Origin of the sequence: Stutzerimonas kunmingensis, from assembly GCF_032106285.1 — a bacterium.
GTDB lineage: Bacteria > Pseudomonadota > Gammaproteobacteria > Pseudomonadales > Pseudomonadaceae > Stutzerimonas > Stutzerimonas kunmingensis_B.
Genome location: NZ_DAMCPO010000039.1, coordinates 1 through 20,050, shown reverse-complemented (window position 1 = coordinate 20,050; position 20,050 = coordinate 1). Strand labels below are relative to the sequence as shown.

Below are 20,050 nucleotides of genomic sequence, written 5' to 3'. Positions count from 1 at the left end.
GCGGAGCAGCCGGCTACAGGGTGCCGGTCCGTGGTGGCATTGGCTCGTCCTGCGCGACCGGATGCTCGTCGACCATTTCCGCCTCGTTGGCCGGCGCAGCATCAGCTTCGACTTCCGGGGTGTCGGGCATCAGCTCCAGCACGGTATGGCTGGTACGCAGCATGGGTGTGAAATGACCGTGCGGCTCGGTGACCAGATCCACTACGCGACGCGGGCGCCAGAACGAGTAGATCGCGAGGATGCCCAGCGACACGGCGAAGAACAGCGGCAGGGCGATATGGCCGAACAGGTGCATCAGACCACCGGCGACCACCGGGCCGAACGCCGCACCGAAGCCGTTGGCGAGCAACAGGCCGCTGGAACCCGAAAGGATTTCGTCCGGGTGCAACTGATCAACCATCTGCGCAACGGCGATCGAATAAATCGAAAATGCCAGCCCGCCCCAGAGAAACATCAGCCCCAGCAGCAGCGAGCCGGACAGGATCGGTGTGATCACCAGCGCCAGAACCGCGGCGATCGCCACCACCCAGAGCAGCACGACGCGCCGGTCATGCTTGTCCGAGAACAACCCGATCGGCCATTGCAGCACCGCGCCGCCGAGAATCGTGATGCTCATCAGCAGGCCGACACCGGCGGCATCGAAACCGACCTGGCTCGCATATACCGGCGCCAGGCCCCAGAAGCCGCCCAGCGTGAGCCCGGAAATACCGGCCGCCATCAACGGCAGCGGGGCGATGCGCGCCAGTTGCAGCAAGTCGGTGGCTGGCATGTCCGGCAGCGCGGGTTGCGCCTGGCGGGTCAGGGTGATCGGCATTAGCGCGCTACTGATGAGGATGGCGGCCAGCGCGAACAGCGTGAAATTCATCGGTGTGTCGAGGCTCAACAGCTGTTGGGCAGCCGCCAGCGCGCCGAGGTTGACCGCCATGTACAGGGCGAACACCTGGCCGCGCTTCTCGCCGCTGACCTGCGCGTTCAGCCAGCTTTCGATGACCATGTACAGCGTGACCAGCGACACCCCGTAGAGCACCCGCAGCACCAGCCACACCCACGGGTTGACGATCAGCACGTGCACCAGTACGGCGACCGCCGCCAGCGCGGCATAGAAGGCGAAGGTGCGGATATGGCCGATGCGGCGGATCAGCGAGGGCGCCAGCCAGGTGCCGATCAGGAAGCCGGCAAAATAGCCGGACATCAGCAGACCGATCATGCCGGTGGAGTAGCCTTCGGCAACGCCGCGAAGAGTCAGGAGTGTGTTGAGCAGCCCGTGGCCGAGCAGCAGCAAAGCTACTCCGCCCAGCAACGAACTGATGGGGGCAATCAAGGACTTCATGTCGAACAACCCTAGGCAACTAATACGGTGATGGCAACCTGCTTGTTCGCTGGCCACCGTGAAACATTATGTGCGGACGATGTGCTCCGCTGGGCTCTGCCGCCGGTTGCTTGGGCAGTTTTTCCCGTTCAGGATTCCGCGCACATCGGATTTTCCAGCGGAGCGTTGTGGCTGATGGCCTCGTTGAGCTGCTGCACGGCAGCGTCTATTGCCTCGCGGTCCGGCCGCAGGGCGATGCTTTCCTTCGCCTTGTCGAGCACTGCCTGCGCATGCGCCAGCAGAACGGCTTCGGTTTCGGGCTCAGGATCGCAGAACAAGAGGTTCTTGAAACACTGCAGCAGGCTGAGCACGACCTGGGTATCGCCGCCGCCATAGTGCCGTGGCGGCCCCAGTACGGCCAGGAGCATCTGTTGCAGCTCCAGCTCGCGATTGTATAGCCGAGGCGGTTCGTCCGGCTCGCTGGCAACGTCGAAATCCGGCAGCTTCAGGCGCTTGGCGAACAGCACGCCAAGCATGTCGATCGCCTTTATCGCCGTGCCCGGGTCATTGATGCCTGGGCTTAGTGCCTTGCTGGCGATCTCGGATATCTGCTTGAAACCAAAGAAATAATGCTGATTCGCGTACTCCTCGACATAGAAGTCGAAGGCATCGAGTAGCGTCTCGGTCACTTCCTCATCGACCTGGCGGCTAAGCCTGAACAGTGGGTGGCCAGGCATCACGAAAAAGCCGTTGTGCACCTCAATGGTCATGCGCAGGTCGTGCTTCTGCAGCAGCGCCTTGGCCGCCTCACTGTTGAAGGCCTTGAAGTAGCCAGCACGGGTCGAGCGGGTAACCGGCCAGCCCTGATCATCCGGCCACTGTTGGCGTTCGCTGAACTGACCGAACTTGCCTTGCTGCACCTGCAGTTCCTTCAGGGTCTTCTTGAACAGGCTATTGAGGATGTAATCGACCTGAATCGATTGCGAGATACCGCGTATGAAAGTAATGAACAGGCACAGGCTGACGATCCCCAGCCCCAGCGCGAGAAAGATGCCGAGGCTCGGGATGTTTATGTCGTCGCCTTCCTGAATAGTCAGGATCAGCAGCAGCGAGTCGATGATGGTGCCCAGATAGATTCCGAGGATGAACTGGTGGTTGCGGCTGCTGATCAGGCTCGGGATGACGCGCGGCGAGAGTGTCGAGGACGCCGAGTTGAGCACCACCATCACCATGCTGAAACTGAACACCATCAGCGAGACGATGCCGCCAACCAGGGTGCCGAGGATTAGGCGGGCATTTTCCGCGTTGTTGACCAGGCCAAGTTTGATGTCCTCCTTGTAGGCCTGCAGGTAGGTCATCTCCAGCCAGATGCTGACGATGCACAGCAGCACCAGGCCGAGCGTGATCAGCGCGGGGTAGAAGGCGATGCTGCTGACGATGCGCTGGTAGAGGCGAAACAGCCGGTTGCTCGACGTGTCCATGCAGGATTCCGGATTGCGGTGCGTACCGGTTTCGGCAGTGCTGACGGGCAAATGTTCGGTGGGCCGGGATTTCAGAATTGCGTGGGGACCAGGGTTGCGATCAGCGCACGCACGCTGCCGGGCAGCGCGTCCAGTTCGCGAACCAGAATGCTGCGCTCGCGCACCGCCCAGGGTTCGTCCAGTGCCACCAGCGCAAGCTGCATGGTGCGGCTGTGCCGCCTTGCCGCGGATTCGGGAATGATACCGATGCCCACACCGGCCTCGATCATCCGGCACACCGCTTCGAAGCTGGAGACCTGGATGCGCAGCGATAGCTGACCACCGAGTTTTTCCACCTGATCGCGCAGGAAGGTCAGCAGCGTGCTGCCCTCATGCAGGCCGATGTGCTGGTAGGCCAGCGTCTGGCGCAGCGTGACCTGTCGCTCGCCTGTCAGCGGATGGCCGATCGGCACGGCGAGCAGCAGGCGGTCGGTGCTGAAGTGCAGCACCTGCAGTCCCTCGGCGCGCACCGGCCCGGCGATGATGCCCATGTCGGTGCTGCCGTCGAGCACGCCACGGACGATGTCGCGGCTCAGCCTTTCCTGCAGGTCAACGGTTACGCCGGGGCGCTCGGCAAGAAAGCCGGCCAGCACTTCCGGCAGAAATTCGGTCACCGCGGTGGTGTTGGCGAAGATACGGATATGTCCGGCCGAATCGGTGCCGTATTCGGTGAACTCGCTCTTCAGGTAATCGACCTGACGCATGATCAGCCGCGCGTGCTGCAGCAGCTTGTGTCCGGCCGGCGTCAGCTCGACACCGCGGCTGTCGCGATAGAGGAGGCGGCTGTCGAGCTGGCTTTCCAGCGCCTTGATGCGAGCGCTGGCCGCTGCCGGTGACAGATGGGCACGACGCGCGCCCTGGGTCAGGCTCGGGGATTCGGCGATATGGATGAACAGACGCAGGTCCGCCAGATCGAAATGCATGCTTGATACCGGTACTTGGAACGGCGTTCAGCTTAGCCGAACGCTGGTGTCGGTAAATACAAATTCACGGAACGCCGCCTTCGTAGCATTCTCCAGTGAAACAAAGACAACGACCGGAAGCCGCAATGACCGATATCTCTGCCTGGATTGGCCGCAGCGAAGAAGTGCACGACCAGCTCAGCCGCAACCTGCTGATGCGCATCGCCGCCACATTCGGCGAAACCACCCCCGCTCATGGCGAGGCGTTGCCGCCGTTGTGGCAATGGTGCTTCTTTCAGGAGCCCATCGCCGAGAGCGGCCTGGGCGAGGATGGTCACCCTGCGCGCGGCGGCTTCCTGCCCCCGGCCGATAACCGCAACCGCATGTGGGCCGGTGGCCGGGTCGAGTTTCTTCGTCCGCTGGAAGCCGGTGGCGAGGCGCGGCGGGTATCGACCATCAAGCACATCGAGGAAAAACACGGGCGCACCGGTGCGCTGCTGTTCGTCACCGTGCAGCACGACTACTTGCAGGACGGTCGTCTGGCCATCCGAGAAGAGCAGGACATCGTCTACCGTGAGCCGAGCCCGCCGAAAACCAGCAGCGGCGAACCCATGGTCGCCGGTGGCTGGCGCGAGGCGGTAACGCCGACGCCGACGCTGCTGTTCCGCTATTCGGCGGTCACCTTCAACGGCCATCGCATCCATTACGACTGGCCCTACGTCACCGAGGCCGAGGGCTATGCCGGTCTGGTCGTTCACGGCCCGCTGATCGCCACGCTGAACCTGCGCGCCTTCTGCCGCGCCAATCCCGATGCCCGCCTGCGGCGCTTTGCCTACCGCGGCCTGCGCCCGCTGATCGCACCGCAGCCGTTCGAGGTCGGCGGTCGCATCGTGGCGCCGGGCAGGGCCGAACTCTGGGCCGGCGATCACAACGGCCTGGCGCAGAAAGCCGAAGTGGAACTCGACTGAGGTGTATGGCGGGACTCCGCCCCCTCACCCTAACCCTCTCCCCAAGGGGGCGAGGGGACTGGTCGGTGTCCGGTTTCTAGATCGGTGTACACGCGATGCCATCTGCCAAGGCATGACTTCCGACGTACACCGGATAGCTCCCTCGCCCCTCTGGGGAGAGGGCTGGGGTGAGGGGGCGCCCTCTCTAACAACGAGAACGTATTGAGATGACGACGAATCACAACCACCAAGACTCCAAGCACGAAGAACTCAAGGCCATCCGCGAAGGCGTGCGCGCCCTCTGTGCGGAGTTTCCCGCCGAATACTGGCGCAAGATCGACGAGGAGAAGGGCTTCCCGGAAGCCTTCGTCACCGCGATGACCGAAGCCGGCTGGTTGTCGGCGATGATTCCGGAGGAATACGGCGGCTCGGGTCTTGGTCTGGCCGAAGCCTCGGTGATTCTCGAGGAAGTGAACCACTGCGGAGGCAACTCCGGGACCATCCACGGGCAGATGTACAACATGTTCACCCTGCTCAGAAACGGCAGCGAGGAGCAGAAGCGCTACTACCTGCCGAGGCTGGCCAGCGGCGAGCTGCGCCTGCAGTCCATGGGCGTGACCGAACCCACCACCGGCACCGACACCACCAAGATCAAGACCACCGCGGTGCGCCAGGGCGACAAGTACGTGATCAATGGCCAGAAGGTGTGGATTTCGCGCATCCAGCACTCGGACCTGATGATCCTGCTGGCGCGCACTACGCCGCTGCCCGAGGTGCAGCGCAAGTCCGAGGGCATGTCGATCTTTCTCGTCGACCTGCGTGAGGCCATCGGCAACGGCCTGACCGTGCAGCCGATCGCCAACATGGTCAATCACGAAACCAACGAGCTGTTCTTCGACAATCTGGAAATCCCCGCCAGCAGCCTGATTGGCGAGGAGGGCAAGGGCTTTCGTTACATCCTCGATGGGCTGAATGCCGAACGCACGCTGATCGCCGCCGAGTGCATCGGGGACGGCCGCTGGTTTGTCGAGAAGTCCGCCGCCTATGCCCGCGACCGCGTGGTGTTCGGCCGGCCTATCGGGCAGAACCAGGGGGTGCAGTTCCCCATCGCCGAAGCGCATATCGAGCTGGAAGCGGCCGACCTGATGCGCTGGCGCGCCTGCGAGGAATACGACAGCGGCCGCAACGCCGGAGCCGCGGCCAACATGGCCAAATACCTGGCGGCCAAGGCCAGCTGGGAAGCCGCCAACGCCTGCCTGCAGACCCACGGCGGCTTCGGCTTCGCCAACGAATACGACGTCGAGCGCAAGTTTCGCGAGACGCGCCTGTACCAGGTGGCGCCGATCTCAACCAACCTGATTCTTTCGTACGTGGCGGAGCATCTGCTGGAGCTGCCGCGCTCGTTTTAACGGAGCCGAATGTAGGGTGGAAAACGGCGAAGCCTTTTCCACGCGTATCGAAACAGGCGACACAGGTGGTGGAAATGCATCGCGATTTCCACCCTACGAAAAAGAGGATGTGCGTCATGAATATCAGCCATCTCGACCATCTGGTCCTCACCGTCGCCGATATCGAAAAGACGGTGGACTTCTACACCCGGGTGCTCGGCATGCAGGTGGTGACCTTCGGCGAAGGGCGCAAGGCGCTGGCCTTCGGCAACCAGAAGATCAACCTGCATCAGGCCGGGCACGAGTTCGAACCCAAGGCCGAGCGCCCGACGCCGGGTTCGGCGGACCTGTGCTTTATCGTCGCCACGCCGTTGGATCGAGTCATTGCGCATCTGGAAACGCAGGGCGTCTCGATCATCGAAGGCCCAGTGCAACGCACCGGCGCCACCGGCCCGATCCGCTCGGTGTATGTGCGCGACCCCGATCTGAACCTCATCGAACTGTCCAATCCGTTAGAGAATCCGCTGGAGCCCAACGCATGAGCCAGCACACCCGTGCCCTGACCGAATTCCTAGCCGGGCTCACCTACGAGCAGATCCCCGAGCCGGTGCTCGCTCGCACCGAAGACCTCTTTCTCGACTGGCTCGGCTCGGCCCTGGCCAGCGCCGGCTCGCATCCGATTCCGCTGTTCGAGCGTTACGCGCAGAAGATGGGCCCGGCCGACGGGCCGGCGCGCATTCTGGTCAACGGCCATAGCAGCTCGGCCTATTTCGCCGCGCTGGTGAATGCCGCCAGCTCGCATCTGGTGGAGCAGGACGACCTGCACAATAGCTCCGTGTTGCACCCAGCCACGGTCGTGTTTCCCGCTGCGCTGGCGGCGGCGCAGGATCTCGGCAAGTCCGGCCGAGAGCTGTTGGTGGCCTCGGTGGCCGGCTACGAGGCGGGCATCCGCATCGGCGAGTTTCTCGGCCGCTCGCATTACCGCATCTTCCACACCACGGCGACCGTCGGCACCCTGGCTGCCGCGGTGGCCGTTGGCAAGTTGATGGATTTCGACCAGCAGCAGTTCACCCATCTGCTCGGCAGCGCCGGTACGCAAGCGGCGGGGCTGTGGGAGTTTCTTCGTGACGCGGCGGACTCCAAGCAGCTGCACACCGCCAAGGCGGCTGCCGATGGCCTGCTCGCCGCCTACCTGACCGCCGATGGCCTGACCGGCGCGCAGAACATCCTCGAAGGCGAGCAGGGCATGGCGGCGGGCATGTCCCGCGATGCCGAGCCGAGCAAGCTGTCCGACCGGCTCGGCACGCGCTGGGCGCTGGCGGAAACCTCATTCAAGTTCCACGCCTCCTGCCGGCATACCCACCCGGCGGCCGATGCGCTGCTGGCGCTGATGCAGCGCGAAGGGCTCGGGGCCGATGACATCGCCTCGGTCACCACCCGCGTGCACCAGGGCGCGATCGACGTGCTCGGCCGCGTGACGGTGCCGCAGACGGTGCATCAGGCCAAATTCTCCATGGGCACCGTGCTGGGGCTGATCGCCCTGTACGGCAAGGCCGGCCTGACCGAATTCCACAGCCATGCGCTCAGCGACCCGCGCGTCGGCGAGTTCCGCGAGAAGGTCTCGATGACGCTCGATCCCGAGGTGGACGGCGCCTACCCGGCACGCTGGCTCGGTCGCGTCGAAGTGACCACCGCCGATGGCCGCACGCTGCACGGCGCCATCGACGAGCCGAAGGGCGACCCGGGCAACACGCTGAGCCGCGCCGAGCTGGAGGACAAGTTCCGCCGCCTGGTGCAGTTCTCCGCGGCGCGCAGCGATGACGAGGCGGGCGCGCTGATTGATACGGTCTGGCGCCTGCGCGAGCTGCAGCGGCTGGACGCATTGGCCTGAACTGAATCGTAGGGTGGATGACGGCGAAGCCTTATCCACCAATGTGGCGCCAGAGCCCTAGGGGCTGGAACAAACGCGTGGAAATGGCTTCGGCGATTTCCACCCTACGCCGAATTTGCAGGAACCGAACATGAACGACACCCAAGTCAAACCCCGCCCACTCGATGGCATCACCGTGGTCAGCCTCGAGCACGCCATCGCCGCGCCGTTCTGCACGCGCCAGCTGGCCGACCTCGGCGCGCGGGTGATCAAGATCGAGCGGCCCGGTGCCGGCGACTTCGCCCGCGGCTACGACGAGCGGGTCGACGGGCTGGCCTCGCATTTCGTCTGGACCAACCGCTCCAAGGAAAGCCTGAGCCTGGACGTGAAACAGGACGCCGCCGCCCAGGTGCTCGACCAGCTCCTGACCAAGGCCGACGTGCTGGTGCAGAACCTGGCGCCCGGTGCCGCGGCGCGCATGGGGCTGTCCTTCGAGGCGCTGCACGAGCGCTTTCCGCGGCTGATCGTCTGCGACATCTCCGGCTACGGCGAAGGCGGTCCCTACGAGCAGAAGAAGGCCTATGACCTGCTGATCCAGAGCGAGGGCGGCTTCCTCTCCGTCACTGGCGGGCCGGGCGAAACCGAGATGGCCAAGGCCGGCTGCTCCATCGCCGATATCGCCGCGGGCATGTACGCCTACACCGGAGTGCTCTCGGCGCTGATGCTGCGCGACAAGACGGGCGAGGGCAGCCGCGTCGACGTCTCCATGCTCGAAAGCCTGGTGGAGTGGATGGGCTACCCGTTGTATTACGCCTACAAGGGCGCGCCGCCGCCGCCGCGTGCCGGCGCCGCCCACGCCACCATCTACCCCTACGGCCCGTTCCCCACCGGCGACGGCGGCACGGTGATGCTCGGTCTGCAGAACGAGCGTGAGTGGCTGGCGTTCTGCGACAAGGTGCTGCTGCAGCCGGAACTGACGCAGGACGAGCGCTTCTCGAGCAACGCCCGGCGTTCGGAGCATCGCACCGAATTGCGTGCGCTCATCGTCGAGGCGTTCAGTCGCCTGAGCGCCGAAGAGGTGATCGCCCGGCTGGATGCCGCGCCCATCGCCAATGCGCATGTCAACGACATGGCCGGTGTCTGGGCGCATCCGCAGCTCAAGGCCCGCCAGCGCTGGAGCGAGGTGGACAGCCCGGCAGGTCGCCTGCCAGCGCTGCTGCCGCCGGGACGCAACAGTGCCTTCGCCCCGCGCATGGATCCGATCCCCGCCTTGGGCCAGCACACCGACAGCCTGCTGGCCGAGCTGGGTTACGCCCCCGGCGACATTCAGCGCTTGCACGAGCAGGGCGCGGTATGAGCGTGCCCAGGAGCCGGCCCATGAACTCATCGATCATCCGTAGCGCGCTGTTCGTCCCGGCGACCCGCCCGGAACGCATTCCCAAGGCGCTGGCGAGCGGCGCCGACGCGGTCATCGTCGACCTCGAGGATGCGGTCGCGGAGAACCTTAAGGCAGAGGCGAGGGGCAACCTCGATGCCTTCCTCGCGGCCAACTCGGCGGCGCGCCTGCTGGTGCGCATCAACGCGCCAACCCATGCCGAGCAGGCCGCGGACCTGGCGCTCTGTGCCCGTCATGCCGGTGTCACCGGCGTGCTGCTGCCGAAGGTCGAAAGCGCGGTGCAGGTTGCGCTGGCGGCCAGCTGCGGCAAGCCGGTCTGGCCAATCGTCGAAAGTACCCGCGGGCTGGCCAATCTGGCGGAAATTGCCCACGCCCAGGGTGTCGAGCGGCTGTCCTTCGGCGCGCTGGACCTGGGCCTCGATCTCGGCCTGGCCAATGGCACCGCCGGCGCCGAGCGCATGCTTGACCAGGCACGCTATGCGCTGCTGCTGCAGTCGCGATTGGCCGGGCTGGCAGCACCGCTGGACAGCGTCTTTCCCGACATCAAGAACCTCGATGGCCTCACCCGTGCCGCTGCCGACGCGCGTGACATGGGCTTTGGCGGCCTGCTGTGCATCCACCCGAGCCAGGTGGCCGTGGTGCACGAAACCCTGATGCCCAGTGCCGCGGAGCTGGACTGGGCGCAACGCATCCTCGCCGCCGGAGCTTCCGGCGATGGGGTTTTCGTGGTGGACGGACAGATGGTCGACGCCCCCGTCATCGGCCGTGCCCGTCGCCTGCTGCAACGTGCCGGGCAAGCGGTGCCCTGACCGCAACGCTTGCCCGCGAAACGTACCAACCGACAAAAACAAGAGGGTACTTCCATGCTGAGTAACAAGCTCAAGGCACTCGCCTGCGCGCTTTCTTTCACCGTCGCCGGGCTGGTGCATGCCGATCCCGTGACCATAAAGTTCGCCCATGTGGTGGCGGACAACACACCAAAGGGGCAGGGCGCCCTGCTGTTCAAGAAACTCGCCGAGGAACGCCTGCCGGGCAAGGTGAAGGTCGAGGTGTATCCGAACTCCTCGCTGTTCGGCGACGGCAAGGAAATGGAGGCCCTGCTGCTCGGTGACGTGCACATGCTGGCGCCGTCGCTGGCCAAGTTCGAGCATTACGCCAAGGCCATTCAGATCTATGACCTGCCGTTCCTGTTCGACGACCTGGCGGCAGCCGATCGTTTCCAGAGCGGCCCGCAGGGCAAGGCACTGCTGCGCGCGATGGAGGACAAGAACATCACCGGCCTGGCCTACTGGCACAACGGCATGAAGCAGCTTTCGGCGAACAAGCCGCTGCGCGAGCCGAAGGATGCCCGCGGGCTGAAGTTCCGCGTACAGGCCTCGGCAGTGCTCGACGAGCAGTTCAAGGCGGTGCGCGCCAACCCCCGCAAGATGAGCTTCGCCGAGGTCTACCAGGGCTTGCAGACCGGCGTGGTCAATGGCACCGAGAACACCTGGTCGAACTATGAAAGCCAGAAGGTGCACGAGGTCCAGCCTTACATGACCGCCTCCGACCACGGTCTGATCGACTACATGGTGATCACCAACACCAAGTTCTGGAACGGCCTGCCGGAAGACGTGCGCGGCGAGCTGGAAACGATCATGGAAGAGGTCACCTCCGAGGTGAACCGCCAGGCTGACGACCTCAACCAGCAGGCGCGCCAGGCCATCGCGGCCTCCGGCAAGACCGAAATCATCGAGCTGACCCCCGAGCAGCGCGCCCAGTGGCGCGAGGCGATGAAACCGGTGTGGAAGAAGTTCGAGAATGAGATCGGCGCCGAGCTGATCGAAGCGGCGCAGGCGGCCAACCGCTCCTGAGCCTCCAGAGGCACCAAGCGGCGGAGAACGAAAGGGCCTGTCCGATGTGACCGGCCCGTTTTTTTATGCCTGAAACCAGGCTTATGCTGACCGACCAAAGCGCGCAAGGAGACGCCGGCATGAGTCGTTACGCCACGGTCAGCACACCCGTGCTGGATATCGCTTATCTCGAATGGAACCCCCGCGGCCAGCAGGTGGCCGTGCTCGTGCACGGCTGGCCGGATTGCCCCGAAGGCTGGGAGCCCGTAGCCGAGCGCCTGGCCGCAGCGGGCTACCGCGTGCTCTGCCCGACGCTGCGCGGCTTCGGCCAGACACGCTTTCGCGACGCGCTGACCCCACGTAGCGGTCAGCTCACCGCGCTGGGGCGCGACCTGCTGGATTTCATCGACGCATTGCGCCTCGACCAGCCGGTGCTGGTCGGCCATGACTGGGGCGCGCGGGCGGTGGCCAATGCCTGCGGGCTGCGCCATCACGCCGCCGCACGGCTGGTAATGCTCGCGGTGGGCTACGGCACCAATGACCCGAACCAGCACATCTCGCTCAGCCAGACGCGCAACTACTGGTACCACTGGTACATGGCCACCCCGCGCGGCGAGCAGACGGTAGTCGAGGATCGCGCGGCCTTCACGCGGTTGCTGTGGGATACCTGGTCACCGGCCGGCTGGTACGCCGAGGCTGATTTCATCCAGGCGCTGGAGGCGTTCGACAACCCGGATTGGGCTGCCGTGGTACTGCATTCCTATCGCCACCGCTGGGGCTTTGTCGATGGCGATCCTGCATATGCATCGGACGAGGCGCTGCTGCAACCGGCCCCGGTGCTCGCCGTGCCGACGCTGGTGCTGCACGGCGAGGCCGATACCTGCAACGCACCGGAAACCTCGGCCGGGCGTGAGGCCTTATTCAGCGGCCCATACCACCGTCAGTTGCTGCCAGGCGTCGGCCACTTCCCCCAGCGCGAGGCGCCACAGGCAGTAGCCGAGGCGATCCTACAGTTCTGTCAGGGGGATTGAGCCGTTGCTACATGTTGCAGGCGGCGAGACCTAACCGTTTCTCTGGCCTGCAGTGGTTGGTTTTTCTAGGGGCCTGCCGCTTGTGCTTGCCAATTTTTGTTGCGGCTCTACACGGCATGGAATCTGGAAGCCTTATCGACACGGCAATGGTGGAGCGTGTGCGGTAGCTCGCAGGCGAGGCAATGTTTGATGACATCAATTTCACGCTTCCCAGAGCTGGTGTATAAACACCCGTCGTCGCTGAGAGGCCCGAGCTAGAGGCTCGGAGAGAGTGGCGAACGGAATGTTATACACCAAACCCGTTCGGCGCCTTATACACCACTTGGTGTCTAATTATAGTTAGAGGTGCAAGTTGAAAGCACTGGAGAAATGGGCAGAGCGTATATACGCCGAGACAGATGCGGGGCGAAGCATCGCAACATCTGTTGCCGGCATCGTTGGTTTGTCGGTTTATCTTTTGACATTGGATTGGGTTATTGCCGCCTTTTCAGCAGTTATTGCGTTCCCGCTAGTTCGGCTAATAGCAACTGGGCTTCATGTAAGCGCAGTAAGGCGGGCACAAAGTCGTGAAGAGCTAGAAGAAGCAAAGAGAATTTATTCCCGCTTGAGTACACACGAGAAATCTGTAGTGCAAGCCTTTGTACAGTCCGGCGGCTCAGTTCTCACTTGGAGCCAAGTAAATAAGCTAGGTCTATCAGGCAATGCTATCGAGTCACTTATCCAGCGAGAGGTCGCTTGGACATCAACGACCTCGGATGGCATGCGCGAAACATTTGCTCTAGATTCAGCAATATTTGATGTAGGGCAAAAGCATTCGGCCAGTGGTAGCAACCTCTAACAACTGGTTCAAACCGTTCGCTTCGCTCACTGGGACGGGCTAAAGCCCGCCCCTTAACCAAACGTTAGGCATCGGAGAAGTTTATGCCTGGATCCCCTCGAATCGATAAAGGCGAAGGCTTTATTCGTACCTATGAGCTTCTGCAAGCCCTTCGAGGAGACATTGATCAGGCCTACGCAAATCTGGAGGTAGACCGAGAGTCCCAGTTCCTTCGGCGCTGTGTTGTTCGAGCAATTTTCTCCTACATTGAAGCAATAGCCGAATGCGTAAAGGTTGAAATCCGATCAACCATTAGGGCTGGCGTTTATTCTGGAAAACTCACCCCAAAGGAGCAAGAAACTCTGGGATCGCTGTTAATTGTTGGAGCCGAGCCAGGAAAATTCTTGCCGCTAGACCAAAATATAAAGAGAACATTTAAACTCGCAGCAAAGGTCTGGGATTTAAGCTATCGGCTTTCAACGGACGGCGAAGATTTTAGAGATTTCTTGTTCGCAAAATCAGCTCGCAACAAACTTACTCACCCTCGCACTTTTTACGACATCGAAGTTAACGATTACGACATGCACTGCCACACAGTTGCGGGAGTGTGGGCGCAAAATGAGTTTCAGAGGCTCTTTCAAGAAAGGGTTAAATCTATTGTAAGTAATCTGCCTGAAGATATGCGTGAAGCTTTTTTAAATAGAGTTGGCGGCGCCGATGCCTAACAACTGGTTCAAACCGTCGCTTCGCTCACTGGGACGGGCTAAAGCCCGCCCCTTAACCAAACGTTATAAACATGAATCCAAACATACCCTTCAACGTCAACACTGTATATCTAGTCACAAGCTCTAGACCGGGAGAAGAAGGAATAACTCGCCGCTTAGTTGAGAGCATAAGCGACACCTCTAGTAATGGAGGCGACTTTAGTTTTTTTGCACGCACGAATAAATAGTGGCGACGGTTACTTTCAGCTACTAGAGGAAATATTTTACGAAATTGATAAGGGGCTTAGGCCAATTATCCACTTTGACATGCACGGATCCCAAGAGCGGGGTTTAGAAATTGGTAAAACTGGAGAGTTTATTGACTGGGGATCAGTCATTGATAGTCTTAGGATTTTAAACACCAAGCTTAATAACGAGCTGGTTGTTTTAATGACGGCGTGTCATGGCCTTCATGCAATCCTGCCAATTAGTTTTGAGAAAGTCGCTCCATTTTTGTGCCTAATAGCACCCGAGCAAGAAATAAAAATTGGGCATATTGAAGACCGAGTTCCAGAATTTTATCGCGAGCTGTTTTCCTCAGGCTCATTAGCTCACGCATGCCAAAAGCTCGGGAGTGAGTTTAACTATTTTCATAGCGCAGAGTTTCTCTTCAGAACCCTAACCAGATATATCAAGGAAAAATGCAAAGGCGCTGGCGGGCAAAAAAGAAGAGAGGATTTACTTACTGAAATAATGGAGACTCGGCTAGGAGAGGAGCCTGAGAAAATTTCAGAATACAGAACAAAAGTTAAGCAACATGTTGCACCAAATCAAGAGCTACTAGATCGCTATACCAGTCGCTTCTTAATGGGAAAAGCTTCAGGCATAAAAATCGATGAACTACTCACAGAGATCGAGAAGTCATATTTATAACAACTGGTTCAAATCGTTCGCTTCGCTCACTGGGACGGGCTAAAGCCCGCCCCTTAACCAAACGTTAGGTTCTTCAATTGTGCGAAAGCTATTAGAGGCTGACAGCCTGGTTCAGGTAAATCTTATGGCAAGCTACCTGCAAAGCAGCGGCATTGCCACAAGGATAATTAATGAATATCAAGGCTCTGTTCGTTCAATTGTTTCTTTTCATAGACCAATACGCCCTGAGCTTTGGGTGCCCTCTGAAAAATTTGAAACAGCTGCCAGATTAGTTGGGCGCTATCAGTACGAACAAGAATCAAATAATTCAGGCGTTGAAGTCGAATGGTTGTGTAAAAATTGCAAGGAAAGCAATCCTGATAATTTCATGTCTTGCTGGAATTGCGGTGGGTCGAAATGAGCCTGCACCCTGGCTAGTTTGTAGTTCGTGCAGCAGGGGCCAAGCATTCAAACGATCACAGAGATAATCATTGTCTTATCGGCCTTGTTCTGCTGTAGGTCTCGCCTGTTCCGACAGTATTGCTTCACAACAAGAACCATCAGCTCATTGTTCAATCCTGCCGTAAGGGGCGGCCTTGCGTTGTGCCAGTTCCGGCTTAAACACCGCTCATGCCACCACACCGTCCAACAGGCGCTCCACATGCGGTCAAACGCCGGCTTCCTGCATCCACTTCGGCTTCGCATAACGACGATCGGCCTTGCCGGCCTTGAGCACGGCGCCCGGCACGTCGTGGCCGACCAGTTGGGGCAGGTCGGCGGCGCATTGCAGCAGGCGGTCGAGATCGACGCCGGTGTTCAGGCCCATGCGCTGGAGCATATGCACGAGATCTTCGGTGCAGATGTTGCCGCTGGCACCCGGCGCGTACGGGCAGCCGCCGAGCCCGCCGAGGGAGGCGTCGAAGCGGTCGATACCGGCGTTCAGCGCTGCCAGCGCGTTGGCCAGGCCCATGCCGCGGGTATTGTGGAAGTGTACGGTGAATACTGCCTGTGGCCAGCTGTTCAGCACTTCGCGGCAGATACGCTCGACCTGCGCCGGGTCGGCTATGCCGGTGGTGTCGCAGAGGGTGATGCCCTGCACGCCGATTTCCAGCAGGCGTTGCACCAGCTCATAGATGCGCCGCTCGGGCACGTCGCCCTCGAAGGGGCAGCCGAAGGCGGTCGATAGCGAGGCGTTGATGAACACGCCACTGCCGCGGGTGACTTCGATGATCTCGCGGAACTGCACCAGCGACTGTTCGGGCGTCATGCGCAGGTTGGCCAGGCCGTGGGTGTCGCTGGCCGACATCACCAGGTTGATCTCGTCCACCTCGCAGGCCAGCGCGCGCTCGCAGCCCTTTACGTTGGGCACCAGTACGGTGTACTCGACGCCCTCCACACGGCGGATGCCGCGCATCACGTCCTCGGCGTCGCGCAGGTTGGGGATGGCCTTGGGCGAGGTGAAGGAGGTGACCTCGATCTTCGCCAGCCCGGTTTGCGAGAGGCGGTCGATCAGGGCGATCTTGGCGTCGGTCGGCACGAAGTCCGCTTCGATCTGGAAGCCGTCGCGGGTGGCGACTTCCTGGATATACAGGCGTTTATTCATGGGAATCCTGTCGGTTGTGCCTGGGCGTAGGGTGGATGACGCTTTACCCATCCGCCATTGTGGCTTGCTGGCTGGTGGACAAGCTTCGCGTTGTCCACCCTACGTAGAGCTGTAGTTCGTAGGGTGGATGAACCTCCATCCCACCGTTTCCGGATGTCGCGGTGGATGAAAAAAGCGTCATCCACCCTACGAGCAGTGTCAGATGACTCCCCGCTCGCGCAGGCCCTGGCGTTGTAAATCGGTGAGGCCGAGGCCGGCCAGCACGTCGTCGGTGTGTTCGCCCAGCTGCGGGCCGCCTTCGCCGATGCGTCCCGGCGTGCGCGATAGCTTGGGCAGCACGCCCGGCACCTTGAGCGGGCCGGCAAAGGTCTGCACCTGCTCAATCATCTGCCGCGCCAGGTAGTGCGGGTCCTTGACGATATCGGCGGCGGTGTAGGGATAGCCGGCCGGCACGCGGGCGCCCTTGAGCGCTTCGATCACCTCGTCGCGGCTGTGCTGGATGGTCCATTCGCCGATGGCGGCATCGATCAGCTCGGCGTGCTGGGCGCGGCCGTCGTTGTGGGCGAAGCTCGGATCATCGGCGAGGTCCTGGCGGCCCATCAGGGTCATCAGGCGCTTGTAGATGCTGTCGCCATTGCCGGCGATCAGCACGTAGGCGCCGTCGTTGCACAAATAGGAATTGGACGGCGTGATGCCGGGCAGGGCACTGCCAGCCGGCTCGCGTACGTAGCCGAAGGCGTCGTATTCGGGCACGAGGCTTTCCATCATAGCGAACACCGACTCGTACAGCGCCACGTCGATCTCCTGGCCCTGGCCGCTACGGTTGCGCTCCTGCAGGGCAAGCAATACGCCGATCACGCCATACAGCGAGGACAGCGAATCGCCGATGCTGACGCCAACCCGCACCGGCGGCTGGCCCGGATAGCCGGAGAGGTAGCGCAGGCCACCCATGGCTTCGCCGATCACGCCGAAGCCGGGTAGGTCACGATAGGGTCCGGTCTGGCCGTAGCCGGAAATGCGCAGCATGATCAGCCGCGGGTTCAGCTTCGACAGCTCATCCCAGCCCAGGCCCCATTCTTCCAGCGTGCCGGGGCGGAAGTTCTCCACCAGGATGTCGGCTTCGGCCACCAGCTGGCGGACGATTGCCTGGCCTTCCGCGGCCTTGAGATCCAGCGTCACCGAGCGCTTGTTGCGCGACTGCACATGCCACCAGAGCGAGGTGCCGTCCTTGACCTTGCGCCACTTACGCAACGGGTCGCCGACCTTGGGCGGCTCGATCTTGACCACATCGGCGCCGAATTCGCCGAGCAGCTTGCTGGCGAAAGGGCCGGCGATCAGCTGGCCCATCTCGATTACCTTGAGGCCCTGCAGCGGCAGGTTCTTGTTTGTCTGTTCGCTCATCACGACACCTGTGCCGGTTGATTCATGGTGCCGAGCATGACCGACGCATCGGCAGCGGACAATTGGCCGTTGGCCAAGTGAGGTTTCGCGCCTCACGAAGGCTAAGACGAAAGAAGCTTTGAAAAGCTTGGGCTGAGCGGCGCATGCTTCGTCTACCGCGAATACGGGAATCCAATATGCGCCGCATCGATTTCGTCACCCTTCGGCTGTTCGTCGCCATCGCCGAGACCCGTAGCCTGACTCGCGCTGCCGAGCGCGAGCATCTGGCGCTGGCGGCGGTGAGCAAGCGCGTCAGCGATCTGGAAGGGCAGCTCGGCGTCAGCCTGCTCTATCGTCAGCCCAAGGGCGTCGAGCTGACGCCGGCGGGGCACGCACTGCTGCACCACGCGCGCAACCTACTGGATAACCTGCAACAGCTGGACGCCGATCTCAGCGAATTCAGCCAGGGCGTAAAGGGCCATGTGCGCATCCACGCCAATACCTCGGCGGTGATCGAATTCCTGCCCGAGGACCTGAGTACCTTCACCCGTCAGCACGCGGAAGTGAAGATCGACCTGGAGGAGCGCGTCAGCAGCGACACCCTGCGTGCGTTGCGCGAAGGGCTGACCGATATCGGCATCTTCGCCGGGCACATGCCGGCCGAGGACCTGCAGGTGTTTCCCTACCGCGAGGACCGGCTGGTGCTGGTCACGCCACGCGAGCATGTGCTGGCCGGGCGTGCAGAAATCGCCCTGCGTGATGCTGCTGGCTTCGACTTCATTGGCCTGCAGCAGGACGCCTCGCTGCATGCCCTGCTGCAGCAGTCGGCACAGCAGATGGGCACGCCGCTGCGTCTGCGCATCCAGGTACGCAGCTTCGAGGCGATCTGCCGGATGATCCACACTGGCATGGGCATCGGCGTGCTGCCCGAGCAGGTGGTGCGCAACTACCTGCCGGCGCTGGACGTAGCCATCGTGCCGTTGACCGATGCCTGGGCGCGACGCGAGCTGAAGCTCGGCGTGCGCAATCTGGAAAGCCTGTCGGTGACTGCGAGGCAGATGCTCGAGCACCTCACCGCTCGCGAAGGCAATGGCTGAAGGAGCGCGCCGGGCCTGGTGATTGCGCTGCTGCCTTCGCCAAACGCGAAGTCTTGCTTGGCCAAATAGCAATTCAGTCCGCGGGGGCGGCGGGGTAGAGTCGGGCCAGCGATATGGCTCACACAACTACAAAACGGAGCTCACCCCATGGCACGACTTTCACGTGGCATCACCCGACTGCTCGCCGCTTCGGCGCTGTTTACCGTGCTCGGCGCTCAGGCCGATCCGATCCTGATCAAGTTCTCTCATATCACCGCCGACAGCACGCCGAAGGGCCAGGGCGCGCTGATGTTCAAGAAGCTCGTGGAAGAGCGCCTGCCCGGCCAGGTAGAAGTGCAGGTGTTCGCCAACTCCTCGCTGTACGGCGATGGCAAGGAGATGGAAGCGCTGCTGATGAACGAGGTGCAGCTGCTGGCGCCGGCACCGTCGAAGCTCGAGCAGTACACCAAGCAGCTGCAGCTGTTCGACCTGATGTTCCTGTTCGACGACATGCCTGCCGCGCAGCGCTTCCAGCAGTCGGACAAGGGCCGCGCCATGCTCAAGTCGATGGAGGACAAGGGCATCACCGGCCTGGCCTACTGGCTCAACGGCATGCGCCACTTCACTGCCAACAAGCCCCTGCGCGAGCCGGCCGACGCCCGCGGGCTGAAATTCCGCGTGCAGCCGTCGGACCTGCAGGCCGCGCAGTACACCGCGCTGCGGGCGGTGCCGCGCAAGATGGCCTTCGCCGAGATCTACCAGGGCCTGCAGACCGGCGTGGTCAATGCCCAGGACAACCCCTGGTCGAACATCTACAGCCAGAAGTACCACGAGGTGCAGAAGTACATCACCGAGTCCGGCCACGGCATCGGCAACTACCTGCTGATCACCAACACCAAGTTCTGGGACAGCCTGCCCGCGGATGTGCGTGGCGAGCTGGAGGCGATCATCGATGAGGTCACCGCAGAGGTGAATCGCCAGGCCGAAGCGCTGAACGAGAAGGCCAAGCAGGGCGTCATCGACTCGGGCAAGAGCGAGATTCTGGTGCTGACCGACGAACAGCGCGCCCGCTGGCGCGACGCGGTGCAGCCGGCCTGGAAGAAGTTCGAAGCCGATATCGGCAAGGACCTGATCGAGGCCGCGCGCGCAGCCAACGCTGCGCCCTGAGGCAAGTCCGCCAATGGTCTGTTAGACCAATGTGCAGTTTCGGCCACGGCGCTGGCTGCACAGAATGGCGGCGTCTATCTGCGTGATCGGACAAGTGTGTATTCCAACCGGATGGTTGAACGAGCGGCCCTTGAGGCCGCTTTTTTTTTGGTTCATCGCGCTTTCCCGGGGAAGGCAGCCTTGATTTTCAGGAAGA

Annotated in this window: 19 protein-coding genes; 14 read left to right on the top strand and 5 right to left on the bottom strand. The window is 62.0% G+C overall.

The annotated features are described in order from the left end of the window. Positions 1 to 13: 13 nt before the first annotated feature. From RT582_RS20730 to RT582_RS20720, 3 genes are all read right to left on the bottom strand, one after another. Positions 14 to 1,330 carry an MFS transporter gene (locus tag RT582_RS20730; protein ID WP_031298419.1) on the bottom strand — a complete coding sequence of 439 codons (1,317 nt, stop codon included), beginning with the start codon at positions 1,328 to 1,330 and terminating at the stop codon, positions 14 to 16. Between the two features lie 128 nt (positions 1,331 to 1,458). After that, on the bottom strand, positions 1,459 to 2,790 hold the full coding sequence (locus RT582_RS20725; RefSeq protein ID WP_313479726.1) for a DUF2254 domain-containing protein: 1,332 nt from the start codon (positions 2,788 to 2,790) through the stop codon (positions 1,459 to 1,461). Positions 2,791 to 2,861: 71 nt separating this feature from the next. Next, a complete protein-coding gene (locus RT582_RS20720) occupies positions 2,862 to 3,752 on the bottom strand; it encodes a LysR substrate-binding domain-containing protein (RefSeq protein WP_313479723.1) in 891 nt (296 codons plus the stop codon). A gap of 125 nt (positions 3,753 to 3,877) precedes the next feature. Between RT582_RS20720 and RT582_RS20715 the strand changes: the two genes are divergently transcribed. From RT582_RS20715 to RT582_RS20660, 12 genes are all read left to right on the top strand, one after another. Then, positions 3,878 to 4,699 (top strand): FAS1-like dehydratase domain-containing protein, encoded by an 822-nt coding sequence (locus RT582_RS20715; protein ID WP_014820617.1) that lies wholly within the window; start codon positions 3,878 to 3,880, stop codon positions 4,697 to 4,699. A 206-nt stretch (positions 4,700 to 4,905) separates the two neighbouring features. Further along, positions 4,906 to 6,087, top strand: a complete 1,182-nt coding sequence (locus tag RT582_RS20710) for an acyl-CoA dehydrogenase family protein (protein WP_313479719.1) — start codon at positions 4,906 to 4,908, stop codon at positions 6,085 to 6,087. 116 nt (positions 6,088 to 6,203) lie between these two features. Continuing rightward, positions 6,204 to 6,608 (top strand): VOC family protein, encoded by a 405-nt coding sequence (locus RT582_RS20705; RefSeq protein ID WP_313479715.1) that lies wholly within the window; start codon positions 6,204 to 6,206, stop codon positions 6,606 to 6,608. Beyond that, entirely contained in the window at positions 6,605 to 7,957 is a 1,353-nt protein-coding gene (locus RT582_RS20700; protein ID WP_313479712.1) for an MmgE/PrpD family protein, read from the top strand. Before RT582_RS20705 ends, RT582_RS20700 begins: the two co-directional genes overlap by 4 nt. 130 nt (positions 7,958 to 8,087) lie before the next feature. Continuing rightward, the gene (locus RT582_RS20695; protein ID WP_103454415.1) at positions 8,088 to 9,293 is read left to right on the top strand and encodes a CaiB/BaiF CoA transferase family protein; all 1,206 of its coding nucleotides are present in this window, start codon (positions 8,088 to 8,090) and stop codon (positions 9,291 to 9,293) included. A 20-nt stretch (positions 9,294 to 9,313) separates the two neighbouring features. Continuing rightward, positions 9,314 to 10,141, top strand: coding sequence for an HpcH/HpaI aldolase/citrate lyase family protein (locus RT582_RS20690; protein ID WP_313479706.1), 828 nt, complete (start codon positions 9,314 to 9,316; stop codon positions 10,139 to 10,141). A 54-nt stretch (positions 10,142 to 10,195) separates the two neighbouring features. Beyond that, entirely contained in the window at positions 10,196 to 11,185 is a 990-nt protein-coding gene (locus RT582_RS20685) for a TRAP transporter substrate-binding protein (protein ID WP_313479703.1), read from the top strand. A gap of 119 nt (positions 11,186 to 11,304) precedes the next feature. Then, positions 11,305 to 12,195: an alpha/beta fold hydrolase gene (locus tag RT582_RS20680; protein ID WP_313479700.1), complete on the top strand. Its 891-nt coding sequence runs from the start codon at positions 11,305 to 11,307 to the stop codon at positions 12,193 to 12,195. Between the two features lie 352 nt (positions 12,196 to 12,547). Next, a complete protein-coding gene (locus tag RT582_RS20675; RefSeq protein ID WP_313479695.1) occupies positions 12,548 to 13,033 on the top strand; it encodes a hypothetical protein in 486 nt (161 codons plus the stop codon). Positions 13,034 to 13,116: 83 nt separating this feature from the next. Next, positions 13,117 to 13,737, top strand: a complete 621-nt coding sequence (locus RT582_RS20670; RefSeq protein ID WP_313479692.1) for a hypothetical protein — start codon at positions 13,117 to 13,119, stop codon at positions 13,735 to 13,737. Between the two features lie 186 nt (positions 13,738 to 13,923). Next, positions 13,924 to 14,649 carry a hypothetical protein gene (locus RT582_RS20665; RefSeq protein ID WP_313479689.1) on the top strand — a complete coding sequence of 242 codons (726 nt, stop codon included), beginning with the start codon at positions 13,924 to 13,926 and terminating at the stop codon, positions 14,647 to 14,649. A gap of 79 nt (positions 14,650 to 14,728) precedes the next feature. Then, positions 14,729 to 15,049: a putative signal transducing protein gene (locus tag RT582_RS20660; RefSeq protein ID WP_313479687.1), complete on the top strand. Its 321-nt coding sequence runs from the start codon at positions 14,729 to 14,731 to the stop codon at positions 15,047 to 15,049. A 246-nt stretch (positions 15,050 to 15,295) separates the two neighbouring features. Here RT582_RS20660 and RT582_RS20655 read toward each other — a convergent pair whose 3' ends face one another. Next, entirely contained in the window at positions 15,296 to 16,231 is a 936-nt protein-coding gene (locus tag RT582_RS20655) for a hydroxymethylglutaryl-CoA lyase (protein WP_313479684.1), read from the bottom strand. 198 nt (positions 16,232 to 16,429) lie between these two features. Next, entirely contained in the window at positions 16,430 to 17,632 is a 1,203-nt protein-coding gene (locus RT582_RS20650; protein WP_313479682.1) for a CaiB/BaiF CoA transferase family protein, read from the bottom strand. A 176-nt stretch (positions 17,633 to 17,808) separates the two neighbouring features. Between RT582_RS20650 and RT582_RS20645 the strand changes: the two genes are divergently transcribed. Together RT582_RS20645 and RT582_RS20640 are read left to right on the top strand one after the other, a co-directional pair. Beyond that, positions 17,809 to 18,708: a LysR family transcriptional regulator gene (locus RT582_RS20645; protein WP_313479680.1), complete on the top strand. Its 900-nt coding sequence runs from the start codon at positions 17,809 to 17,811 to the stop codon at positions 18,706 to 18,708. Between the two features lie 147 nt (positions 18,709 to 18,855). After that, positions 18,856 to 19,854, top strand: coding sequence for a DctP family TRAP transporter solute-binding subunit (locus RT582_RS20640; protein WP_313479677.1), 999 nt, complete (start codon positions 18,856 to 18,858; stop codon positions 19,852 to 19,854). Positions 19,855 to 20,050 lie beyond the last annotated feature (196 nt).

Excerpts from the sequence above, each read along its gene's own strand:
- RT582_RS20730 (WP_031298419.1), bottom strand. The coding sequence starts at position 1,330 with ATGAAGTCCTTGATTGCCCCCATCAGTTCGTTGCTGGGCGGAGTAGCT.
- RT582_RS20725 (WP_313479726.1), bottom strand. The coding sequence starts at position 2,790 with ATGGACACGTCGAGCAACCGGCTGTTTCGCCTCTACCAGCGCATCGTC.
- RT582_RS20720 (WP_313479723.1), bottom strand. The coding sequence starts at position 3,752 with ATGCATTTCGATCTGGCGGACCTGCGTCTGTTCATCCATATCGCCGAA.
- RT582_RS20715 (WP_014820617.1), top strand. The coding sequence starts at position 3,878 with ATGACCGATATCTCTGCCTGGATTGGCCGCAGCGAAGAAGTGCACGAC.
- RT582_RS20710 (WP_313479719.1), top strand. The coding sequence starts at position 4,906 with ATGACGACGAATCACAACCACCAAGACTCCAAGCACGAAGAACTCAAG.
- RT582_RS20705 (WP_313479715.1), top strand. The coding sequence starts at position 6,204 with ATGAATATCAGCCATCTCGACCATCTGGTCCTCACCGTCGCCGATATC.
- RT582_RS20700 (WP_313479712.1), top strand. The coding sequence starts at position 6,605 with ATGAGCCAGCACACCCGTGCCCTGACCGAATTCCTAGCCGGGCTCACC.
- RT582_RS20695 (WP_103454415.1), top strand. The coding sequence starts at position 8,088 with ATGAACGACACCCAAGTCAAACCCCGCCCACTCGATGGCATCACCGTG.
- RT582_RS20690 (WP_313479706.1), top strand. The coding sequence starts at position 9,314 with ATGAACTCATCGATCATCCGTAGCGCGCTGTTCGTCCCGGCGACCCGC.
- RT582_RS20685 (WP_313479703.1), top strand. The coding sequence starts at position 10,196 with ATGCTGAGTAACAAGCTCAAGGCACTCGCCTGCGCGCTTTCTTTCACC.
- RT582_RS20680 (WP_313479700.1), top strand. The coding sequence starts at position 11,305 with ATGAGTCGTTACGCCACGGTCAGCACACCCGTGCTGGATATCGCTTAT.
- RT582_RS20670 (WP_313479692.1), top strand. The coding sequence starts at position 13,117 with ATGCCTGGATCCCCTCGAATCGATAAAGGCGAAGGCTTTATTCGTACC.
- RT582_RS20665 (WP_313479689.1), top strand. The coding sequence starts at position 13,924 with ATGGAGGCGACTTTAGTTTTTTTGCACGCACGAATAAATAGTGGCGAC.
- RT582_RS20655 (WP_313479684.1), bottom strand. The coding sequence starts at position 16,231 with ATGAATAAACGCCTGTATATCCAGGAAGTCGCCACCCGCGACGGCTTC.
- RT582_RS20650 (WP_313479682.1), bottom strand. The coding sequence starts at position 17,632 with ATGAGCGAACAGACAAACAAGAACCTGCCGCTGCAGGGCCTCAAGGTA.
- RT582_RS20645 (WP_313479680.1), top strand. The coding sequence starts at position 17,809 with ATGCGCCGCATCGATTTCGTCACCCTTCGGCTGTTCGTCGCCATCGCC.
- RT582_RS20640 (WP_313479677.1), top strand. The coding sequence starts at position 18,856 with ATGGCACGACTTTCACGTGGCATCACCCGACTGCTCGCCGCTTCGGCG.